24 protein-coding genes are annotated in these 18815 nt (G+C 62.8%); 14 read left to right on the top strand and 10 right to left on the bottom strand.

Going from position 1 to position 18815, the window contains the following annotated elements; all coding sequences use genetic code 11:
* Positions 1 to 6: 6 nt before the first annotated feature.
* Positions 7 to 768, top strand: coding sequence for an HpcH/HpaI aldolase family protein (locus VF34_RS06605; RefSeq protein ID WP_045841125.1), 762 nt, complete (start codon positions 7 to 9; stop codon positions 766 to 768).
* On the opposite strand, the gene VF34_RS06610 is transcribed toward VF34_RS06605, so the two are convergent.
* Positions 725 to 1018, bottom strand: a complete 294-nt coding sequence (locus tag VF34_RS06610; protein ID WP_156158505.1) for a hypothetical protein — start codon at positions 1016 to 1018, stop codon at positions 725 to 727. The two genes, VF34_RS06605 and VF34_RS06610, sit on opposite strands and share 44 nt — an antisense overlap.
* A gap of 77 nt (positions 1019 to 1095) precedes the next feature.
* Between VF34_RS06610 and VF34_RS06615 the strand changes: the two genes are divergently transcribed.
* Positions 1096 to 1278 (top strand): hypothetical protein, encoded by a 183-nt coding sequence (locus VF34_RS06615; RefSeq protein ID WP_027495532.1) that lies wholly within the window; start codon positions 1096 to 1098, stop codon positions 1276 to 1278.
* Positions 1279 to 1583: 305 nt separating this feature from the next.
* Positions 1584 to 1970 (top strand): hypothetical protein, encoded by a 387-nt coding sequence (locus VF34_RS06625; RefSeq protein WP_156158506.1) that lies wholly within the window; start codon positions 1584 to 1586, stop codon positions 1968 to 1970.
* A 50-nt stretch (positions 1971 to 2020) separates the two neighbouring features.
* Here VF34_RS06625 and VF34_RS06630 read toward each other — a convergent pair whose 3' ends face one another.
* Positions 2021 to 2506, bottom strand: a complete 486-nt coding sequence (locus tag VF34_RS06630) for an MTB12 C-terminal domain-containing protein (RefSeq protein WP_045841128.1) — start codon at positions 2504 to 2506, stop codon at positions 2021 to 2023.
* A 46-nt stretch (positions 2507 to 2552) separates the two neighbouring features.
* Complete coding sequence (locus VF34_RS06635; protein WP_045841129.1) at positions 2553 to 2885, bottom strand: hypothetical protein; 333 nt, start codon at positions 2883 to 2885, stop codon at positions 2553 to 2555.
* A gap of 41 nt (positions 2886 to 2926) precedes the next feature.
* Between VF34_RS06635 and lepB the strand changes: the two genes are divergently transcribed.
* Entirely contained in the window at positions 2927 to 3667 is a 741-nt protein-coding gene (lepB, locus tag VF34_RS06640; protein WP_045841130.1) for a signal peptidase I, read from the top strand.
* Positions 3668 to 3670: 3 nt separating this feature from the next.
* Here lepB and VF34_RS06645 read toward each other — a convergent pair whose 3' ends face one another.
* The 4 genes from VF34_RS06645 to VF34_RS06660 form a co-directional block, all read right to left on the bottom strand.
* Entirely contained in the window at positions 3671 to 3988 is a 318-nt protein-coding gene (locus VF34_RS06645; RefSeq protein WP_032386523.1) for a hypothetical protein, read from the bottom strand.
* 28 nt (positions 3989 to 4016) lie between these two features.
* On the bottom strand, positions 4017 to 4391 hold the full coding sequence (locus VF34_RS06650; protein ID WP_027495537.1) for a PLD nuclease N-terminal domain-containing protein: 375 nt from the start codon (positions 4389 to 4391) through the stop codon (positions 4017 to 4019).
* Positions 4392 to 4608: 217 nt separating this feature from the next.
* Entirely contained in the window at positions 4609 to 5937 is a 1329-nt protein-coding gene (locus VF34_RS06655; RefSeq protein WP_082079170.1) for a glycosyltransferase 87 family protein, read from the bottom strand.
* Between the two features lie 65 nt (positions 5938 to 6002).
* Complete coding sequence (locus VF34_RS06660; RefSeq protein WP_045841226.1) at positions 6003 to 7037, bottom strand: LacI family DNA-binding transcriptional regulator; 1035 nt, start codon at positions 7035 to 7037, stop codon at positions 6003 to 6005.
* Between the two features lie 245 nt (positions 7038 to 7282).
* Here VF34_RS06660 and VF34_RS06665 point away from each other — a divergent pair, with 245 nt between their 5' ends.
* The 6 genes from VF34_RS06665 to VF34_RS06690 all read left to right on the top strand — a co-directional run bounded on the left by VF34_RS06665 (position 7283) and on the right by VF34_RS06690 (position 12069).
* Positions 7283 to 8224, top strand: coding sequence for a dihydrodipicolinate synthase family protein (locus VF34_RS06665; RefSeq protein WP_027495540.1), 942 nt, complete (start codon positions 7283 to 7285; stop codon positions 8222 to 8224).
* Between the two features lie 353 nt (positions 8225 to 8577).
* Complete coding sequence (locus VF34_RS06670; RefSeq protein ID WP_045841227.1) at positions 8578 to 9756, top strand: Nramp family divalent metal transporter; 1179 nt, start codon at positions 8578 to 8580, stop codon at positions 9754 to 9756.
* Between the two features lie 200 nt (positions 9757 to 9956).
* Positions 9957 to 10430, top strand: a complete 474-nt coding sequence (locus VF34_RS06675) for a DIP1984 family protein (protein WP_045841228.1) — start codon at positions 9957 to 9959, stop codon at positions 10428 to 10430.
* Between the two features lie 258 nt (positions 10431 to 10688).
* Positions 10689 to 11258 carry a cysteine hydrolase family protein gene (locus tag VF34_RS06680; protein WP_052718640.1) on the top strand — a complete coding sequence of 190 codons (570 nt, stop codon included), beginning with the start codon at positions 10689 to 10691 and terminating at the stop codon, positions 11256 to 11258.
* A gap of 28 nt (positions 11259 to 11286) precedes the next feature.
* Positions 11287 to 11730, top strand: coding sequence for a hypothetical protein (locus tag VF34_RS06685; protein WP_045841133.1), 444 nt, complete (start codon positions 11287 to 11289; stop codon positions 11728 to 11730).
* A gap of 3 nt (positions 11731 to 11733) precedes the next feature.
* Positions 11734 to 12069: a hypothetical protein gene (locus VF34_RS06690; protein WP_045841134.1), complete on the top strand. Its 336-nt coding sequence runs from the start codon at positions 11734 to 11736 to the stop codon at positions 12067 to 12069.
* On the opposite strand, the gene VF34_RS06695 is transcribed toward VF34_RS06690, so the two are convergent.
* Positions 12056 to 12700, bottom strand: a complete 645-nt coding sequence (locus VF34_RS06695; protein ID WP_027495545.1) for a TetR/AcrR family transcriptional regulator — start codon at positions 12698 to 12700, stop codon at positions 12056 to 12058. The genes VF34_RS06690 and VF34_RS06695 overlap by 14 nt on opposite strands.
* A 224-nt stretch (positions 12701 to 12924) precedes the next feature.
* Here VF34_RS06695 and VF34_RS06700 point away from each other — a divergent pair, with 224 nt between their 5' ends.
* From VF34_RS06700 to VF34_RS06710, 3 genes are read left to right on the top strand one after another with little or no spacing between them, the layout of a single operon-like run.
* Complete coding sequence (locus VF34_RS06700; RefSeq protein ID WP_045841135.1) at positions 12925 to 14049, top strand: DUF5938 domain-containing protein; 1125 nt, start codon at positions 12925 to 12927, stop codon at positions 14047 to 14049.
* 11 nt (positions 14050 to 14060) lie between these two features.
* Positions 14061 to 15620, top strand: coding sequence for an AMP-binding protein (locus VF34_RS06705; protein WP_045841136.1), 1560 nt, complete (start codon positions 14061 to 14063; stop codon positions 15618 to 15620).
* Positions 15617 to 16372: an SDR family NAD(P)-dependent oxidoreductase gene (locus tag VF34_RS06710; protein WP_045841137.1), complete on the top strand. Its 756-nt coding sequence runs from the start codon at positions 15617 to 15619 to the stop codon at positions 16370 to 16372. Before VF34_RS06705 ends, VF34_RS06710 begins: the two co-directional genes overlap by 4 nt.
* A gap of 16 nt (positions 16373 to 16388) precedes the next feature.
* On the opposite strand, the gene VF34_RS06715 is transcribed toward VF34_RS06710, so the two are convergent.
* Positions 16389 to 17321 (bottom strand): TIGR01777 family oxidoreductase, encoded by a 933-nt coding sequence (locus VF34_RS06715; protein WP_045841138.1) that lies wholly within the window; start codon positions 17319 to 17321, stop codon positions 16389 to 16391.
* The gene (locus VF34_RS06720; RefSeq protein ID WP_045841139.1) at positions 17318 to 17989 is read right to left on the bottom strand and encodes a TetR/AcrR family transcriptional regulator; all 672 of its coding nucleotides are present in this window, start codon (positions 17987 to 17989) and stop codon (positions 17318 to 17320) included. The genes VF34_RS06715 and VF34_RS06720 overlap by 4 nt, the downstream gene beginning before the upstream one ends.
* A gap of 100 nt (positions 17990 to 18089) precedes the next feature.
* Here VF34_RS06720 and VF34_RS06725 point away from each other — a divergent pair, with 100 nt between their 5' ends.
* A complete protein-coding gene (locus VF34_RS06725; protein ID WP_045841140.1) occupies positions 18090 to 18764 on the top strand; it encodes a class I SAM-dependent methyltransferase in 675 nt (224 codons plus the stop codon).
* The last annotated feature ends 51 nt before the right edge of the window (positions 18765 to 18815 follow it).

The following is an 18815-nucleotide window of genomic DNA, read 5'->3' on the forward strand; positions in this document are numbered from 1 at the left end:
CTTTCAATGACTGCACAGGAATTCGCCGCCCGCGTACGCAACCGCGAACAGATACTCGGGTATTGGTCGGTCATCGACAGCCCCGTCTCCACCGAATGGCTCGCCCATGTGGGGTGGGACTACATCGCACTCGATCTGCAGCACGGCCTGATCGGATACTCGGGCATGCTGGCAGGAATCACCGCTATCGACGCCGCACAGGGACCGGCCGCTCTGGTGCGCGTCGAAGCCAACAACGCCACGGTGATCGGCCGGGCCCTCGATGCCGGTGCAGCGGGAGTCATCGTGCCCCTCATCGACACTGCCGAAGACGCTGCCGCCGCGGTAGCGGCAGCTACCTACCCGCCCGAAGGCATAAGGTCCTACGGTCCGATGCGCTCCCAACTACGCATCGGACCCAACCCCGCCGATGCCAACCGCGATACCGTCGTCCTCGCGATGATCGAGACACCTCAGGGCCTGGCCAACGTCGAAGAGATCTGTGCGGTCCCCGGTCTGGACGGCGTCTACGTAGGGCCATCGGACCTACGCCTGGCCGTCGGAGGGTCCTCGCCGAGCGACCCATCAGTGGACGAAGAATTCGATGCCGCTCTCGTCCGAGTCCAGAAGGCCGCCGCGGCAGCGGGCATCACCGCCGGAATTCATACCGCATCGGGAAGCATTGCTGCGCAACGACTTGCCCAGGGCTACACGTTGGCCACCGTTGCATCCGACCTGACGCACCTCAAAGCCGTGTCGGCCGAGCACCTAGCGGCGGCGCGGGGATAGGCCCACGCTTCTTGCGCGAATCGACCCGATACGCCAGATAGAGATACAGGAAGCCGGTAACGGTGCCGCCGAGACATCCTGCTGCGATATCGAGGGCGGTGGATCCCGAGTTGATCGTCAAGTGGAGCAGGAGGAACCCTATTGCAACGGCCGGGACGAGTGCCAGGGCGTTGATGTAATCGGCGCGAGTTGCGCCGCACTTCTTGCTCAACGCGCCGGTCATGACCCACTCGCGAAATGGCTTCTGCATCTCAGGCTCCTCGTATGGGTCTGATTTGTCCCGTTCAGCCACGATACCGGAGAGTTGGTTTAGGTAGGGTTCGAGTTGTGCGCGCTGTTGTCTTCCTCGCTGTACTCGCGATCATCTACAAGTGGCCGGTGTTCGGAGACAGCCCCGGCCACTGGTCGGCCCTGAGTCAGGGAATCATGTTCGGCGCGATCATCTGCACCGTCGCTACTCCTGCGGGATGGAAGGCCATCCGGCGAATAGACGGACGGATGCGGTCTTAGATCGATGCTCGGGGGTCGGCGTCGGGTCGGCGTGGCGGCGCAAACGCGAGCGCATTCGTCAGGTGCGCGCGGATTCGTCGCCAATTTCGACCGCCAGAGAGGGCCATTCGACAAAAGCGCGCGCGTTTGCGGCGGGGTTCAGTCCCGTTTCGTGACTCGGCCGGAGCAGTTCGGCGTGGGCACCCGTTGCCTCCCAATCCACCTGAATCGGGTGCAGATAGCCGCGCTCAGCTGCACCCGATTCGAGGGTGGTGAGGCCATGTGTTTGGGTGAGTCCCATGGACTGGGTCGGCAGGGAGCTGAGCGTGGCCGCCGGGAGTGGGGTAGTCACGTCGGCGGTACTCATCGCACCGGTCATCGATGGCAAGTGGTTGGATCTGACTCTCCCAGCCGTACTCGGTGCAATTGGTGGACTGCTGGTGGGATTCGCGGCGGTGGTCGGCGGAAAGTACGCACTGAAGACTGCGGTGCCGTGGCCGCCTAGCGGTCGAAAACAATGGCGACACCGATTCGCCCTGTGCACTGCGGCATTGGTGACACTGTTCGTTGCCGGGCTCTCTGCATGGGCCAGCGCTGCCTCGGGGATGGTCGCTTCGGACAGCGCGGAGCCGCCGATACAGCTGATGGTGACAATTGCGTTGACTGCAATCAGTTACGTGTTCGCGTACTTCCTTGCGCCCGAGGTCAACTGACTCCGGCTGGAGCGGTTCAGTCCGAACCGGTGAACGCGCCGAGGACACGCTCACCGACAGGCGTCAGGGCCGTCGAACGCGCCCACCAAGAGGCAGGCGATATCACGCGGAACTCTCCACTGATTGTCGTATCGCACGAATGACATCGGTCCGACGGGATAACTGTCCATGCTTCGGAAAGTTCCGACACCCATGGCCTCCACCGAATCGGGACCGGTCGCGGCGACGGTTGTGAACTCGATGTGTTGCGGATCCGGCTGAGCGCCCCAGGCACGTGCGAGCCGCACGTTGTTCTCGGCCGGCCCGTCGAACAATCGAGCTCGATCTTCTTCGCGAATCGAGTAGTCCACGCTCGCTGCGAACAGAGCCGTCAACTGGGCTGCGGTCGGCACATCGTCGGTGATGGGCGGTGGCGGAGAGGCGAATTGCGTCGGGCTGATCGATGCGACCGGCGACTCCGGCTCGTCCACCTCGGCGGGGGAGCAGGCGCAGGCGAGCAACACCACAGCGACCGCGCTCACTCCAACAAGTTTCACCGGCCCAGTATGAACCGAAACAGCATGGTGGGTAGGTGAATCGGGTTCAGATACCCGACGTCGTCAGGCGCCGGTTGTGTTGGGCAGTGATCACCAGTACCGGTATGGCGATCGGCAGGATCAGGGCCGCCGCTGGAAGCACGAGGGCAGCAGGAGCAGTCGTCAGGTTGTGGATTGCTACAGCCACTATCCATGCACCCACGGCCGCGATGGCCTGCGCACCCAGTCGGAGGGCCGTCACTGTCCACGGTGAACGAACTGCGAATTTGCCGATGGTCATCGGCAGATAGTGGCCCTCGTTCACCTGTGACAGCTGCAGCGTAGCGACAGTTATCATGGCCGCGCTGATGGCGGCGATCACGAGGCCGAGAAACAACATGCTCAGTACGATACGCAAACTTGTGGCCCTAGGCTGCTGGTATGACTGCCGCTGCGAATTCCGATGCGACCCGTCGTCGGGTGCCGTCCTGGTTACGAGAGTTGGCGGTTCTGGTCGTGGTCGCATTGTTACTGAGTGTGCTGCTGCAAACTTTTGTCGGCCGTGTCTATCTCATCCCGTCGCAGTCCATGGAACGCACGCTGCACGGCTGTCCCGGTTGTACCGGCGATCGAATCGTGGTGGACAAGATGACGTTTCGATTCGGAGATCCGCAGCCGGGTGATGTGGTGGTGTTCAAGGCTCCGACGGAGTCGTGGAACAGGGGATACACGTCGAGCCGATCGAGCAACGCAGGAGTGAAGGCGTTGCAGGACGCGGGATCGTGGGTCGGACTCGTCGCGCCCGACGAGAACGACCTGGTGAAACGGGTGATCGCAACAGGCGGGCAAACCGTCCAGTGTTGCGATGTGCAAGGAAGAGTCGAGGTCGACGGGCAGCCGCTCGACGAGCCCTACATCGCGTTCGACTTCCCCTACGACGCGGACACACTCAACTGCGCAACAGTTCCGCAGTCCGGTCGCTGTTTCGGGCCGGTGACCGTACCGTCCAGCAATCTGTGGATGATGGGCGACAATCGAAGCGGCTCAGCAGATTCGAGGGCACACTCCCGTGACGAACTGGGCGGAACGGTCCCCATCGAGAATGTGATCGGCAAGGCCAGATTCATCGTGCTGCCACCGTCGAGATGGGGTGTCATCGACTCGCCTGCGATACAGCGCTGATCGCTAGTCGGCGTCGCGCCTGCGTGTGATACGAAAACCATTGCAGTACAGAACAACGGCGAGGACCGCTCCTATCGCCGATCCCGCGAACGGAGCGAGCCACAGCCACAGCCAAGTGCGTGAACGCACCTCGAAGGACAGGTCCAGCGCATTCACGTAGTCCGAATTCATCGTGACTCCGGACAGCGGCGTGTACGTGCCGTAATAGATCTCGGGTGATGCGATGTCAGGGGCCAACGCCAGCTCGACGAGGTGAGCGCCCATGGGAAGCAGCCCCACCACGAAGCCGAGGGTGGTGAGAATCAGAACCATCGAGCGCATTCCCATGATCCCGTCGAGTAGCAGCGTCTTAGAACCCGAGATCGCGCTTACGACGCTCGCGTTCGATGCGTCGCTGTTCCTCGGCGCGTTCGCGGCATTGCCGGAGGAATTCGGCGTCCGCATCCGGATTCTGGGCGGCCTGACGTCCCGGCCGCGTCTCGTATTCGGGGTACGCGGAGTTGCTTGCGCGACCGTAACCGGACCCGCCGGCACCTCCCCAAATCCCGGCACCGACGGGTCGGCCCGCAACGAGCCAGGCCAACGACCCAGCGAACGGGAGGAAGACGATGAGCAGAATCCAGACGATCTTGGGTAGATAGCGGATGCCACCCTCGTCTGCGGTGATCGCGTCGATCAGACAGAACACCCACAGCAGCATGACCAGCAAACCGAAATACGGCATTGTGTCCCTCCATGTCCAAGACCGCTCGGTCCGTTGTATCGAAGATCGTAGCGCTGTCCTCGCGATTTCGACAGACGAGTCGGTTTGGAAACCTGGGGTGGGGGCGCGGACACGGCCGGATGTCGCGTCAATGTCCTGGGCAGTAGATGTACAGAGATGATCGCTGCCCATCCCTGGTGAGCAGGACGGTCACCGGATCTGTGGGACGCGTGTGCGCCTATTGGCGAGCATCGTCATGGCCCGCAGTGGGCCTGATCCTCAGGCCGACGAGAACAACGACAAGGGTCGTCAGAAACACCGCGGGATAGGTGAATTGGACGGCGAACTCGAAGGCGGGGGAGCCCTCGAACATGAAGATTCCGATGGCCTTGATGCCGCGGTAGTCGGTGAAGTACCAGGCGATCATCGGCGTGGTCACGGCGATCGGGGCCAGCCAACTCCACCAGGTTCGGTGTCGGTTGGCGTAGTCGAGAGCGAGGACGGTCAGCGGAATGCACCACACCCAGTGATGGCCCCACGCGAAAGGCGAGACCATCGGCGTCGCCATTCCACATATCGTCAGGGCCAGCAACGTCTTTCCGGCTGCCTGTGCGCGTGCCGCCACCCACAGCGCCAGGGCGGCGACAACGATGGCGAGCACCAGCCACACGGCAAATGGAGGTGTATTGCCCGGCCACAGTCGAGCCAACGCGCCATGTATCGACTGGTTGGCGGGCGAGGCCAGTGCGCCGATTCGTTCCGAGTCGATCATCGTCGACGTCCAGAATCTCCACGAATCGGCGGGAATGACGATCAGTCCTGCAAGCACGGTCACTGTGAACGCTGCGATCGCCGTGACGGCTGCTCGCCACTGTCTCTGTGCCAGTAGATGAAGCACGAAGAATGCGGGCGTCAGTTTCAGTCCTGCAGCGATGCCGACCCCCACACCGCGGAGTCGACTGCCCTCGCCGCGGGTGAGATCGAGCAGAACGAGAACCAGTAGAAGCACATTGATCTGGCCGAGCCAGATGGTCATCCGGACGGGCTCGAGCCACGTCAGCGCCACTGCCAATCCGACACTGACGAGATACATTGTTGCGCTTCGATATCCGAGCGCGCGCCAGCTCGCGACCACGGCCACGTAGATCAGCAACAGATTGATCGCCTGCACCACCGCCACAGCGCTCGTGACCGAGAGGAGGGCGAGCGGGGCGAAGGCCAACGCCGCGAAGGGCGGGTAGGTGAACGGGAGGCCGATGTCGAACAATGCGAACTCGTACAGCGGCTCCCCATGCTGAACGACGTACGCACCGTGTCGATAGACGATGGTGTCGATTCCGTTGCCGAACAGACCGAAGGGGGTTGTCCATCCCAAGAAGTAGGCGTGCGCAACGACCGCGACGCACGCGGCGATGGCCGACGCGACGAACCAGCGCCAACCGAGCCGGCCGACGCGCGTCGCATGCACTTCCGGTTGCGTCTCCCGGATGGCCGTCTTCTGGTCGTTCTCTACGCGCACGTCCGAGTCTGACCGCGCGTAGAGCGGCCGAAAACTGGACGTCGTCATGGCCTACACGATAGATCGTTGTACCTGATACAAGGAACTCGACACGGACAGACCGGTACGTTTTGTCAGCGGATTGCTCGGCTCGACGATTGCCTGGGTATCAGGGTGGGGAGCGCTTTGTGTACGGCCGCCGAGTCATCGGTTCCGTTGATCAACAGATCCATCGCGGTGCCGGCGATCTGATCGAACGCGGTACGCACCGACGTCAACGGCACCGGCAGCAACTGGGCGAGGGGAATGTCGTTGTATCCGACGAGTGACAGGTCCACGCCGACGGCCAGATTGTGGCGGTGAGCTGCGGATAACACGCCGAGGGCCAGATTGTCGTTGGCCGCGAAGACCGCGGTGGGACGTTCTGTGGCGTCGAACAATTCGTGTCCTGCGCGCGCGCCCGCTTCGATTCCGTAACCGGTTTCGACAGTCCACTCCGACCTCGGTGACACGCCGGCCTCGTCGAGAGCCCGTCGGGCACCCGCGAGCCGTCCGACGGCGCTGGAGGTGAACAGCGGACCGGTCAGAACCGCGATGTCGGTGTGGCCCAGATCGATGAGGTGTCGAACTGCCAGGTACCCGCCTGTCTCGTCGTCGCCGATGGACGACGGACTCTTGCCGTCGGTTCGTAGGACGAGAACGTGCGGAATGCCGTTGTCGCGCAGGTGGCTGGGGAGAGGATCGTCGGTTCGGCTGGTGGCGAGAACGACGCCGTCCACATTGCGTTCGAGCAGGGACTGCGCGGCGTTCCACTCGTCGGTGGGGTCGTCGCCACTGGTCGCGACGATGGCGTGATAGCCGTCTTTGCCCGCGGCCCGATCGACCGCCTCGAACATCAGGGCCATGACGGTGTCGGACAGCCGCGGAACCAGCACTCCGATGGTCGCCGTTGCACCGCGCCTGAGGTTGGACGCGAACGTGTTGCGCCGATAGCCCAGCTGCTCGGCGATCTCTCGCACCCGGACGGCCGTCGCGGTACGGGAGGGGGCGACGCGGTCGTCGAGCACGCGGCTGACCGTCGACACACTGACGCCCGCCGCCTTGGCGACGTCGCGGAGCGTGACGACGTCCGTCCGTTCCGCCGAGAGCCCGGTTCGAGTGGGACGCATCCACACCTCCTTGATCGATCGGCCCGATCGCACGACAGGACCGAACTTACCGATCCCCAGCTGATCGCACATGCAAACGTCCCAGGAACGTTTGCACGAAGTGTTGCATGTGGGTCGGCGCCGGGTGCGAGCCCTGTCACCTCTCAGCCGGCGAGGTGATGGTTGACACATTCGGGGTCGCGGGTTTAGCGTCATGCAAACGTTCCCGAGAACGTTCCCAACCGCCTCTCGAAAAGGACGTCACCATGAATTCACTCGATCTCCGCGGACTCAGCCCGGCACCGATCACGCCCTTCACCCGCGACGGCGAGGTCGACTACGACGCGATACAGCGACTCGGGTCGTGGCTCGGCAGTGTCGACGGGGTCAAGAGCCTGGTCGTCCTCGGCCATGCAGGCGAGGGCACGTTCCTCACGCAGGCCGAGCAGGCCAAGGTCATCGGTGCGTTCCGCGATTCGGTGGACGGCAAGCTCCCGATCGTCGCCGGCATCACCGGTGAGGGCACTGCGGTATCCGTCGAAGAAGCCAAGCGTGCAGTCGACGCCGGCGCATCCGCCGGCCTGGTCTACCCCTCGCACGGATGGCTGCGATTCGGATACCAGGACGGTGCGCCGCAGGACCGGTACAAGGCACTGTACGAAGGCTCGGGCCTGCCGCTCATCCTGTTCCAGTACCCCGACGTCACCAAGGCGACGTACAACCTCGACACACAGCTCGAAATTGCCGCTCAGGAGGGCGTTTTCGCCACCAAGAACGGTGTCCGCAACATGCGTCGTTGGGATCGCGAGATTCCGGTGCTGCGCAAGGAGAACCCCGAACTGCAGATCCTCAGCTGCCACGACGAGTACCTGCTGCACACCATGTTCGACGTCGACGGCCTGCTGGTGGGGTACGGCGGCCTCGCGCCCGAGCCGCTCGTCGAGCTCATCGCGGCGGGCAAGGCCAAGGACTACCCGGCCGCGCGCGCCATTCACGACCGTCTGCTGCCCGTCACCGCGAACGTCTACCACCGCGGATCCCACATGGAAGGCACCGTCGCCCTCAAGGAAGGCCTCGTGCACCGCGGCATCCTCGAACACGCCACCGTGCGTTCACCACTGCTTCCGCTCGCTGCCGGTGCCCACGAGGAGATCGCAGCGGCACTCGATTCCGCGAACCTCGGCTCGGTAGTACCTGCGCTGGTCTGACCCGGTCGACGGTCACTCCCTACCCTCGGTGCCCTTCCGTAGTAGCCGCTACGGCCCGGAAGGGCACCGAGCACCACTTCTTTCGGCATGCATCACCGCGCACGCGGACCGGGTCGAGTCCGTTCGGTTGGACTGCCGAGCTCTGCATCAGATCCACCCCACGTATTCGCCCCTTGCCACATCAGGCCGACAGCAGACGTGCGCCACGTCGCCGGCTCGAAAAGTGCTTCGAGAAAGGGCTCGCAATGAGTCAGCACCACGCAACACCGGTGGTACCGTCCGCAGCCGTGCGAACTTCGCAAACTCCCGCACCCCGCTCCGGCAAATGGAAAGCCTTCCTGAGCACCATCGCGATGGCCGGCCCCGCATTCATCGCCGGTGCATGGCAATTCGGCCCCGGCAACCTCGCCAGCGCCGTCGAAGCCGGCAGCAAGTACAGCTACAGCCTGATCTGGGTCATCGTGCTCTCGACGGTGTTCATGCTGGTGTACGCGGACATGAGTGTCCGGCTCGGCATTCGCACCCCGAAATCGATTATCAGCTCCGTCAAAGACGTCCTCGGCCAGAAGGTTGGCGTCGCTGCGGGATTCGGCGTCTTCATCATCACGCTGTGCTTCTCGGTGGGTAACGCCGTCGGCTCCGGCCTCGGGCTTTCGATGGTGTTCGGCGGATCACCGCTGATCTGGTCGGCAGTGTGTACCGCATTCGTCGGCCTGATCCTGTTGTTCCGCAACGTCTATCGCACCGTCGAGCGCGTCCTGTTGGTCATCGTCGGACTCCTCGGTGCCACGTTCATCATCAGTGCCGTCATCTCCAAGCCCGATTGGTACGAAGCGGTCAGCGGTGTCGTCCCCAGCATCCCCCCGGGAGGAGCGCTCCTCGTCGTGGCCTTGGTGGGCACCAACTTCTCGCTCAACGCCGCCTTCTTCACCTCGTACGGCACCCACGAACGCGGCCGCACCCGCGCGCAGTACAAGCAGACGACCATCGCAGACACCATCCCCGGCATCATCGCTCCCGGAATCATGACGTCTCTGGTAATCATCGTCGCCGCGGCCGTGCTCGGTCGACAGAATGCAGAAGCGCAGACACTCGTCGGCCTCGCCAAGATTTTCGAGCCCATCGCCGGACCCGTCGGATCGACCATTTTTGCCCTCGGCCTGTCCGGTGCTGCCTTCTCGGCCATGGTCGCCAACGCAACCGCCGGCGGCACGATGCTCTCGGACGCACTCGGCAAGGGCCCGTCACCCAGCACAATGACCGCCAAACGCACCAGCGCGGCCATCCTTGCCTGGGGACTGGCCATCACGCTGATCTTCACCAAATCGCCTGTGCAGCTCATAATCTTCGCGCAAGCGTTGACCGTGCTGATCGCGCCGTTCCTCGGCTTCCTGCTCTACGTCATGAGCAACAACCGAGAACTGATGGGCGAACTCCGCAACACCTGGTGGAAGAACATCATTGGAGGTCTCGGCTTCCTCTCCATCCTCTCGCTCTCCGGACTACTGATCTACGAACTCGCGACGCGATAATTCGACTGAAGTCCCGGGTGGATGCTCGACGAGCATCGACCCGGGGCGTTCCGATTTCCCAACCGGATCTTGAAAGCAGGCCTATCGCCGGCCACAGAACTGTGGTACTTCTTGAGTCATGAACACATTCGACACGTCGAAAGGCGCATGAGCGCCCGTAGCTATCCCACCTCCGGTTCCACTACACCGAGGTGCAGATCATGAAGCTTGCCGAGGCCCTCGCTGAACGAGGGGAACTGATCAAGCGCACCGAACATCTGAAGGTTCGGATTCTGGCGAACGCTCGCCATCAAGACGGTGAATCACCGGCTGAGGATGCAGCGATCTTGTTGTCCGAGTACAACTCCGCGCTCGATCGTCTCGAAGTTCTCATCCGTAGGATCAACCGAACCAACAGTGCTGCCGCGGTGCGGGATGGAACCATCACCGATGCGCTCGCGTCCCGCGACGTGCTGCGTATGCGACACAAGGCGATCTCTGCGGCCGCGGACGCAGCATCGGGACGCAACCAGGAGCACAGATACGGCCCACGTCAGCTGAGGTCGGAATTGGTCTACGTCGCAGCTCTTCCGGTTGCCGAATTACGTTCTGCCGCAGATGATGTTGCCAAGCAGATTCGGTTGGTGGATTTGGAGATCCAACGCGTCAATTGGGAGTTCGACCTAGTCGACTAGCATGCCACATGCCGGGTAGTAGGTAGTTTTCGGTCGAGGCGAGCACGTACCGCGGGTCGGCGGTCTTCCGGCCCTTCTCCTGCGTGGTGAGCAGCGTTCCGGGCATTCACTCGGTCACAGTGCAGCTCAGTACAATTCACGCAGAACGGTGCACAGCATACCTTGCACTACCGTGTGCTGATCGAACGGAAACGAGGGTGGGTAAGGGGCCACCCGGCATGATGGTTTGCGCCTGTGTTCGCGACTAGTCTGGTCAGAATGACGGCTCTATCGATGTCCCTCAGCCGACCTGCACTGATCGTCGTCGATGTGCAGGCCGGTTTCGACGATTCGGAATTCTGGGGTCCACGGGACAACCCGTCGTGCGAGGACAATATTGCTCAGCTCGTTCAGTTCTGGCAATCCAGGGCTTGGCCCGTGGTATTCGTTCAGCACGATTCCGACAATCCACAGTCGCCGTTGTCGCCGACGCAGGACGGGCATCGCTTCAAGGACATGCTCGACGGGACTCCGGATCTGCTCGTTCGTAAACGCGTCAATTCGAGCTTCTACGGAACTCCCGATCTGGACGCCTGGCTACGCGGCGAGGACATCGACCAGGTGGTCATCTGCGGAATCACCACCAATCACTGTTGCGAGACAACCGCGAGGATGGCCGGGAATCTCGGCTACGACACCTACTTCGTCATAGACGCGACGCATACCTTCGATCGCGTCGCGCCCGACGGGACAGTCGTACTTGCCGCAACACTGTCTGCCATCACGGCAACCAACCTGCACGGCGAGTTCGCGACGGTGATCGAAACGAAAAACATAACTTCCCGCTGACGTCGCCCCAATTTTGATACCGTTCGGTATGGCCGATCGGGGAGCAGTAGCAGGGCTCGCGGGACCCATTGTGCTGCTGTATCTGGGGTACTTCGCGTCGGTGCCGACCCTCTCATCGCTGATCCACGGGATCTTCGACCCACGAATAGACTGGGCCGACAAGGGCTTCGGTGAAGTGTTGCTGTTCTCGTTCATGATTGTGGGCGGTCTCGCTGCATGTGTTGCGGCAGTTCGCGCACTGGCCGAGTCTCCGAGGTTCCCAGGAATTGTCGTCACACCGGGGTCGTCGATCGGGCGGAAAGTCGACGCGGTGGTGGTGACACTGATTGCCTACGCCGTCGTTGTTCTGGTGTTCGTGACCGCTACCGCATCAGCCGGATTCCTGGCGCCGCTCATTGCGGCGTGGGCTTGCTCCAACACGATTCGTAACCATCGCGCACTGAAGAGTCGACGTCGAGCGTCCGCAACATAACCCATGAACACCGTGCTGATACTGATGCTCATGCTGTGGTTCGTCGTGTTCGCGTACGCGGCATCCGTCGGATTTCGCGGCAGGGCAACGAATCCCGACTACTACGGTGCACGAGTGTCGGACACGGTGAAATCGACACCCCGACTTCGTGCACGAGCCAATCGATCGGTCGGAATCTGGTGCACGGTCAGTTCCGTGATGGCTGTGGTGCCAATCGTATGGATCGGCTCCGACTTTCACCGTGAAAGAACGACTTGGGAGCTGGCCGGTCTGGCTGCTTACGTCTTCGTCGTCGTGGTGGTCGGCGGTTACCCGTTGGAGAAGATCACGAAGTCGTGACGTTGGGATGGTCCAACAACGCGAACGCGGCCGTCAATTGCGCTCGGGCTGCGTCGACTTCGGATGTGTTGCCCGCCAGATGGTGCAGCAAGGCGCGTTGGAAGATCCCGTCGAGCAGGATGTAGGCGGAGGGGCGGTCGAGGGCCGATTCGGAGCCGCGCAGCTCGCAGTACTTCGTCACCACACGCCAGATCATGTCTTCGCGACGTTCCTCGATGTCCAGGACGTCGCCTCGAAAGGAACCGTCGAACAGGGCTTGGTTGCGGAGGTCGTACCAGAGTCGATGAATTCCGGCGTCCGCCACCAGGGTGGCGAAGTACTTCGTCTCGAAGTCCGCGTACAGGCCGGGGGCGTCGACGGCGTTGGCCACCACCTCGTCGTACCGGGTGACGCAGATGGCCTCGTACTGGCGAACTGCGTGGGTGATGAGGTCGAGCTTGTCGGTGAAGTAGTAGTGCAGAACGCCGTGCGAGTACTCGGAGTTCTGCGCGATCTCCCGCAACGAGGTGCGGGCGTACCCTAGCTCGGCCAGCGTGTGGAGCGTCGCCTCGGCCAGCTCGGTTCGCTTGGACTCGAACTTGTTGCGGGCGCGTTCTTCGATGCGCGCGCGCGGATCGACCGTCTGGGTCATGTTCGGTGTCCTTTCCGCGCGGCGTTTTGTCGATCAGTGTATGCCCGGCCGTCGAAAACCGGATTCTGGGCAGTCGTCAAGAAAAACCTCGACGGGTGTACAAATTCTAACTTAGTGTGATCTGCAGCACACGTCAGAGGGGTGGATGCACACCTGCCTCCGGTGCTTCACGGCTCGATCAACCTCGGCCCGTCCGACGACGGCCGATCACGAGAGGACTCTTCATGCCAACCGACAAGCGCGTCGTCGTCTACGGGGCATCGGGATACACCGGGCGACTGATCTGCGAATACCTGCGCGAGTACAACATTCCCTTCCTGGCCGCCGGCCGCGACGAAAGCCGAGTCAAGGGCATCGTCGACGCCGTCCCCGGCGTCGAGACGGTCGAATACGATGTCGTCGAGGTCGAGCACACGGCTTCCGCACTGGCAGAAGCGTTTCGAGGAGTCGAGATCGTGCTCAACACGGTCGGTCCGTTCTCGCGGTTCGGACACGAGGTGGCGCAGGCATGCATCGAGATCGGTGCGCATTACACCGACACCACCGGTGAGCAGGACTGGATCATCGATGCCGAGAAGAAGTACGGTGCGGAATTTGCCGCCCGAAACATCGTTCTGACACCGGGTTTGGCGCAGATGTACAGCATCGGCGAGATCGCGGCCAATATCTGCCTCGAGACCCCGGGCCTCGACACCCTCGACATCGAGGTCTTCTGGAAGGGGCATCCGACGGTCGCGTCGACCAACACCATCCTGACCAATGCCGCCTTCTCCAAGGCGTACTACCTCGAACAGAACGAGTACGTGGAATGGCCCGACGACGGGGTGTTCCAGGTGGTCGTGCCGGGCCAGCACGATCTGGGCTTGGCGCTGCCGTGGGGCGGTACGTCGCACCCGGTGTGGTTCAAGAACGATCCCCGAGTCGCGAACGCACGCGCCTACGGCGGGGTGATGAACAAGCCCCTCATGCTCGCCGTGCCTCAGATCATCGCCGGCGCAATGGCGCAGATGGAAGGCAAGACCGACGCCGAGAAGTACGACATCATCGACACGGTGTCGGCGTCGGTGCGCAGTGAGACACCGCCGCGGGAGAATCCCCGTATCAACACCTCCCTCGACTCGGTCTACGCATCGGGCCCACTCGGCCGCGTGCACACGGTGATTCACGGCAACTGCAACTACAAGCAGACCGCTCTGCTCAACGCATTCGCGGCGGCACACGTGTTGCAGGGGCCGCCCAAGAAGGTCGGATTCGCCTCGAGCTGCCAGGCATTCGGACACCGCGAACTGCTCGGCGTGCTCCGCGCCTTCGGTCTGGTCCTCGACCCCGTCGTCACAGCACACAGCTGAGGACCCGGCCGATGCGGCTTTCCGACTACCTCGACAAGGGCCTGTCCCTCGGCCGAGACGCCCCCTGCCTCACCATGGGTGACACCACGAAGAGCTACGGCGAGGTGTACGACGACACGGTCTCCATCGCCGGAGCGTTGCAACACAACGGTATCGAGACCGGGGATCGTATTGCGGTGCTCTCCGGTAACGATCCACTCGCCCTGACCTGCGTTTTCGCAATCTCCCGCGCAGGCGCAGTGTGGTGTCCGATCAATCCGCGAAACGAGGCCGACGAGAATCGACAACTGTTCGATCTGTTCGGGTGCCGATTCCTGTTCTTCCAGAAAGCATTCGCGGATCTGGTCGGCCGCATCAGAGACCACCTGCCGCAACTGGAGTGGCTGGTCTGCCTGGACGGCGACGTGCCGGGAGCACTGTCGTACGACCGATGGCTCGTCGAACACCGCTCGGACTCGGTCGTCGACAGGCGACCGGCCGACGGGCTCGCCATGATCGCCGGAACCGGCGGAACGACGGGAAAACCGAAGGGCGTCAGACTCACCGAAGAGAACATGATGACCTCGACGGCGACGGCACTGATGAGCTATCCGTTCGGGGACCGGCCCCGATACCTCGCACTGGCACCGTTGACCCATTCGGCGGGGGTACTGACATTCCCCATCCTGAGCCTGGGTGGCCACGTCGTCGTGATGCCGGCTCCGGACGTCGGAGAGTTTCTCTCACTCATCGAGCAGCACCGGATCACACACGCATTCTTGCCGCCGACGGTCATCTACGGGGTACTCGACCATCCCGACCTCGACACGCGGGATCTGTTGTCGCTCCGATGCCTCTGGTACGGGGCTGCGCCGATGTCGCCAACCCGTTTGGAGGAGGCGCTGACCCGAATCGGGCCGGTGCTGGGGCAGCTCTTCGGGCAGACCGAGGCACCGAACATGATCGCAACGCTCGCACCGGCCGATCACTTCCGTAGTGACGGTTCCATCGCGGTCGAACGGTTGACCTCGGCGGGCAAGCCGACGCCACTGACGACGGTGGCGATCATGAACGAGGACGGCGGCCTGCTCGATCGAGGGGATCGCGGCGAGATCGTGGTCCGAGGGCCTCTCGTGATGCAGGGCTATCACCAGAATCCCGATGCCACAGCCGAAGTCGGCGCTCATGGCTGGCACCACACCGGAGACATCGGGTACCTCGATCAAGCCGGTTACCTCTACGTCGTCGATCGTGCCAAGGACATGATCATCACCGGAGGATTCAACGTGTACTCGGCCGAGGTGGAACAGGCCCTGCTGTCGCATTCCTCGGTGAAGGAATGCGCAGTCGTCGGCCTTCCCGACGACAAGTGGGGTGAGCGAGTCACGGCTGCAGTGCTTCTGCGCCCCGGTCGCGACGCGTCCCCCGAGGATCTGATCGCACACGTCAAGGCACGGGTCGGGAGTGTCAAGGCTCCCAAAGAGATTCAGATATGGACCGATCTGCCCCGCTCGAAGGTGGGAAAGATCCTCAAGACCGAAGTACGCAGCACGATGTCTGCACCGTCACCAGCGAAGGGAAGCACAGTATGAGCGAGTTCGAGGGCAAACGAGTCTTCGTCACCGGGTCCGGTGCCGGAATCGGAAAGGCCATCTCCCGGATGTTCATCGAGCGGGGCGCGCGCGTCGTGGTCAGTGACATCGACGAAGATGTCGCAGCGACGACGGCCCAGGAAATCGGTGCCGAGGGCACCGCCAACTGCGATGTCTCCGACGAGAGCCAGGTACAGCGAGCCGTCGCCGGCGCGGTCGCGATTCTGGGCGGACTGGACATCGTCGTCAACAACGCGGGCATCGAGGTCTCGTCCCCGTTGCTGCAGCAGTCCACGGAGAGTTTCGACAAGATCTACGCCGTCAATGTGCGGGGCACATTCCTGGTGATGAAAGCGGCGATCGGTGCGCTCGTCGAGTCGAAGGGCAACATCGTCAACATCGCATCGCTGGCCGGTGTCGGCGGCACGGCGCTGCTCGGGTCGTACTGCGCCACAAAGGCAGCCGTCATTCAGCTGACACGCGTCGCGGCCATCGAGATGCGTGCCGCAGGCGTACGCGTGAACGCCGTGTGCCCCGGCTTCGCCGATACCGCCATGGTCGAACGCCTCGTTCCGGACTTCGAAGCGGCAACTCAGGTCCCGTTCGGTGATCTGGTCGCCGCCAAGCAGGGACGGCTGGGAACACCTGAGGACATCGCAGAAGTGACGCTGTTCCTGGCCTCGGACCGCGCAACATGGATCACGGGCAGTCACTACATTTTGGACGGCGGCCTCTCGGCGTCCCTGGTGTAGCGCTCGGTGCTCCCCGTCAGCCGAGTGCGACGGGGAGCAGGCCGGGTCGCGTCCGAGATGCGATGTCGGCCAACGCACCCTCCAACGTCGGGTATCGGAAGTCGAACCCGGTGTCGGTCAACACCTGCGGCTCGACCCACCGACTCTTGAGGACCAGCTCGGGTTCGGTTCGGATCACCCGTGCGCCCAGCTTCAGCAGCCATGCCGGCGTCGCCAGTCCGTGATCGCGACCGAGAGCAGATCGAACCTGGTGCATGAGAACCTCGTTGGTCACCGGGAACGGTGTCGCCACGTTGACAGGTCCGGCGATGTCCGAGGTGGCGTACAGATGGTCGAGAGTCCGAGCGACATCATCGACGTGCACCCAGCTGAACATCTGGCCGCCATCACCCATGCGGCCACCCAAACCCACTCGCGCCAGATCGATGATGGGGTTGATCGCCCCACCGCCTGCGCCCAACACGATCGACAACCGCAGTGCCACTCGGCGAATCGACACATCGGCGTCGAACAGTTCGCGTTCCCACGATCTGGCCACCTCGACCGAGAAGCCCGATCCCAGTTCGCCGTCCCGTTCGCTCATCGACCTGTCGCGGGCATCGCGATAGATGGTTCCGGTGCTCGCGTTGACCCACAGCGCGGGCGGATTGTGTGCTTGTGCCAAGGCACGCCCGAGCTGGGCTGTGGTCTGAATCCGCGACGACATGATCGCATCGGCGTTGGTCTTGTTGTAGCGACAGCTCACCGAGCGGCCGGCGAGGTTGACCACCAGATCGGACCCGTTCAGGACCTCGACGAGGCCGCGATGGTCGGACCATGGTGCATCGCTGGACGATCCGCGTCCGACCGTCCTGACGCCGATGCCGCGGTTTTCGTAGTAGCTGTGCAGATACCCGCCGATGTAGCCGGAGGCACCGCACAGGACGACGGTCGATGGTGAATCGGTCATCGACTCAACCCTTCTGGAGAGGTCATTCGTTTCAGGAGAGCGGCGACATCGGCTACCAGGCCGCGCGCTACCGGGAGTCGGGCGAGACGAACCGCCTTGGATACGACGGGCACGAGCCCGTCGACCAGAGTGCGGGTGCGAGTCTGGTTGTCGGACGAATCGGTGACCCAGTGCAGCGTGACGCCCATGTAGATCATCCAGAGCAGCAGCGGCAGTGCATCGTTCAGCGAAGCGGGTACCTTCTGCTTCGATGCATCCAACGTCGTGCGCATCAGATCGATGGCCATGGCTCTGGCGTCGGAGGATTCCTCGGAGAACGGACTGGAGCTGGACCTCGTCGGTAGCGCCAGCTGGAGGAACGCGCCGCCGAACGCGTGATACGGCGTCAGGACGTCCAAGCCGGAATGCAGAACCGCGGCCAGGTTCTCCGACAGCGACCCGCCCTGGGTGATGACCTGCTCCGCACGTTCGCGGTGATCGCGCTGGATCACCACGTACAACTCGTTGACCAGTTCGTCCTTGCCCGCGAAGTAGTAGTACGCATTGCCGAGCGACACGCCGGCCTCGTCGGCTATCCGGCGCATGGTGGTGGCCTGGAACCCCTCTTCGCGAAACAGCCGAAGAGCCACTTCGACCAGCTTGTCGCGCGTCTCGGATGTGCGGGCCATGCGGTCACCTCGTTTTCTGAACGTGTTCAAAAAGAACGGTAGACCCATTTTTGAACATGTTCAAGCGCAACGGCCGGGCACTGACCTGGATACTCGACGCATGCTCAGACGAATGGGAACCTCGTTGATCGGAGGCAAGGGGGCTCAATGGGTACAAGCGCTGAACGCGCGGCATCCGTGGAGTCACAACGACTACTTCCACAGTTGGATTCTCGCCAACCTGCCGAGCCGACGACGCGAGGCACTCGACGTGGGTTGTGGCCGTGGCGGTCTCGTGCACTCTCTCGCACCGTATTTCGATCACGTCACCGGAGTCGACATCGACTCCGACATGCGCCGCCGCACAGGTCTTGCGTGCTCCGATGTCACCAATGTGACTGTCTCCGAACGCCAACTCGACTCGTGGGCGGACGAATCCGTCGATCTGATCACGATGATCGCCGTTCTCCACCACCTCGACATCGACGACACGCTTCGCCACGTCGAGCGTGTTCTCGCGCCGAACGGCCGGCTGCTCGTCGTGGGTATGGCTGCGCCACGAAGTCCCCGGGATCTGCTGTGGGACGCCGTATCCATCGTGACCAACCCGCTGATCGGCTTCGTCGGCCATCCCTGGCCGAGCCCAGCGGGAAAGCAGCCGGCACCTTTCCCGGTCAAGGACCCGGTGCTCAGTTTCGACGAAGTGAAGCGGTCGGTCGACGCGATACTGCCCGGGGCAACGATGCGACATCGCGTCGGATTCAGGCACACCATCGAATGGACACAGCCCGGGTGATCGAAGGTTCTCTGCTTTGAGCAGAATCGCCGACCCTCCATGGAATCGAGG

The organism is Rhodococcus sp. PML026, assembly GCF_000963615.1.
Lineage (GTDB): Bacteria > Actinomycetota > Actinomycetes > Mycobacteriales > Mycobacteriaceae > Rhodococcoides > Rhodococcoides fascians.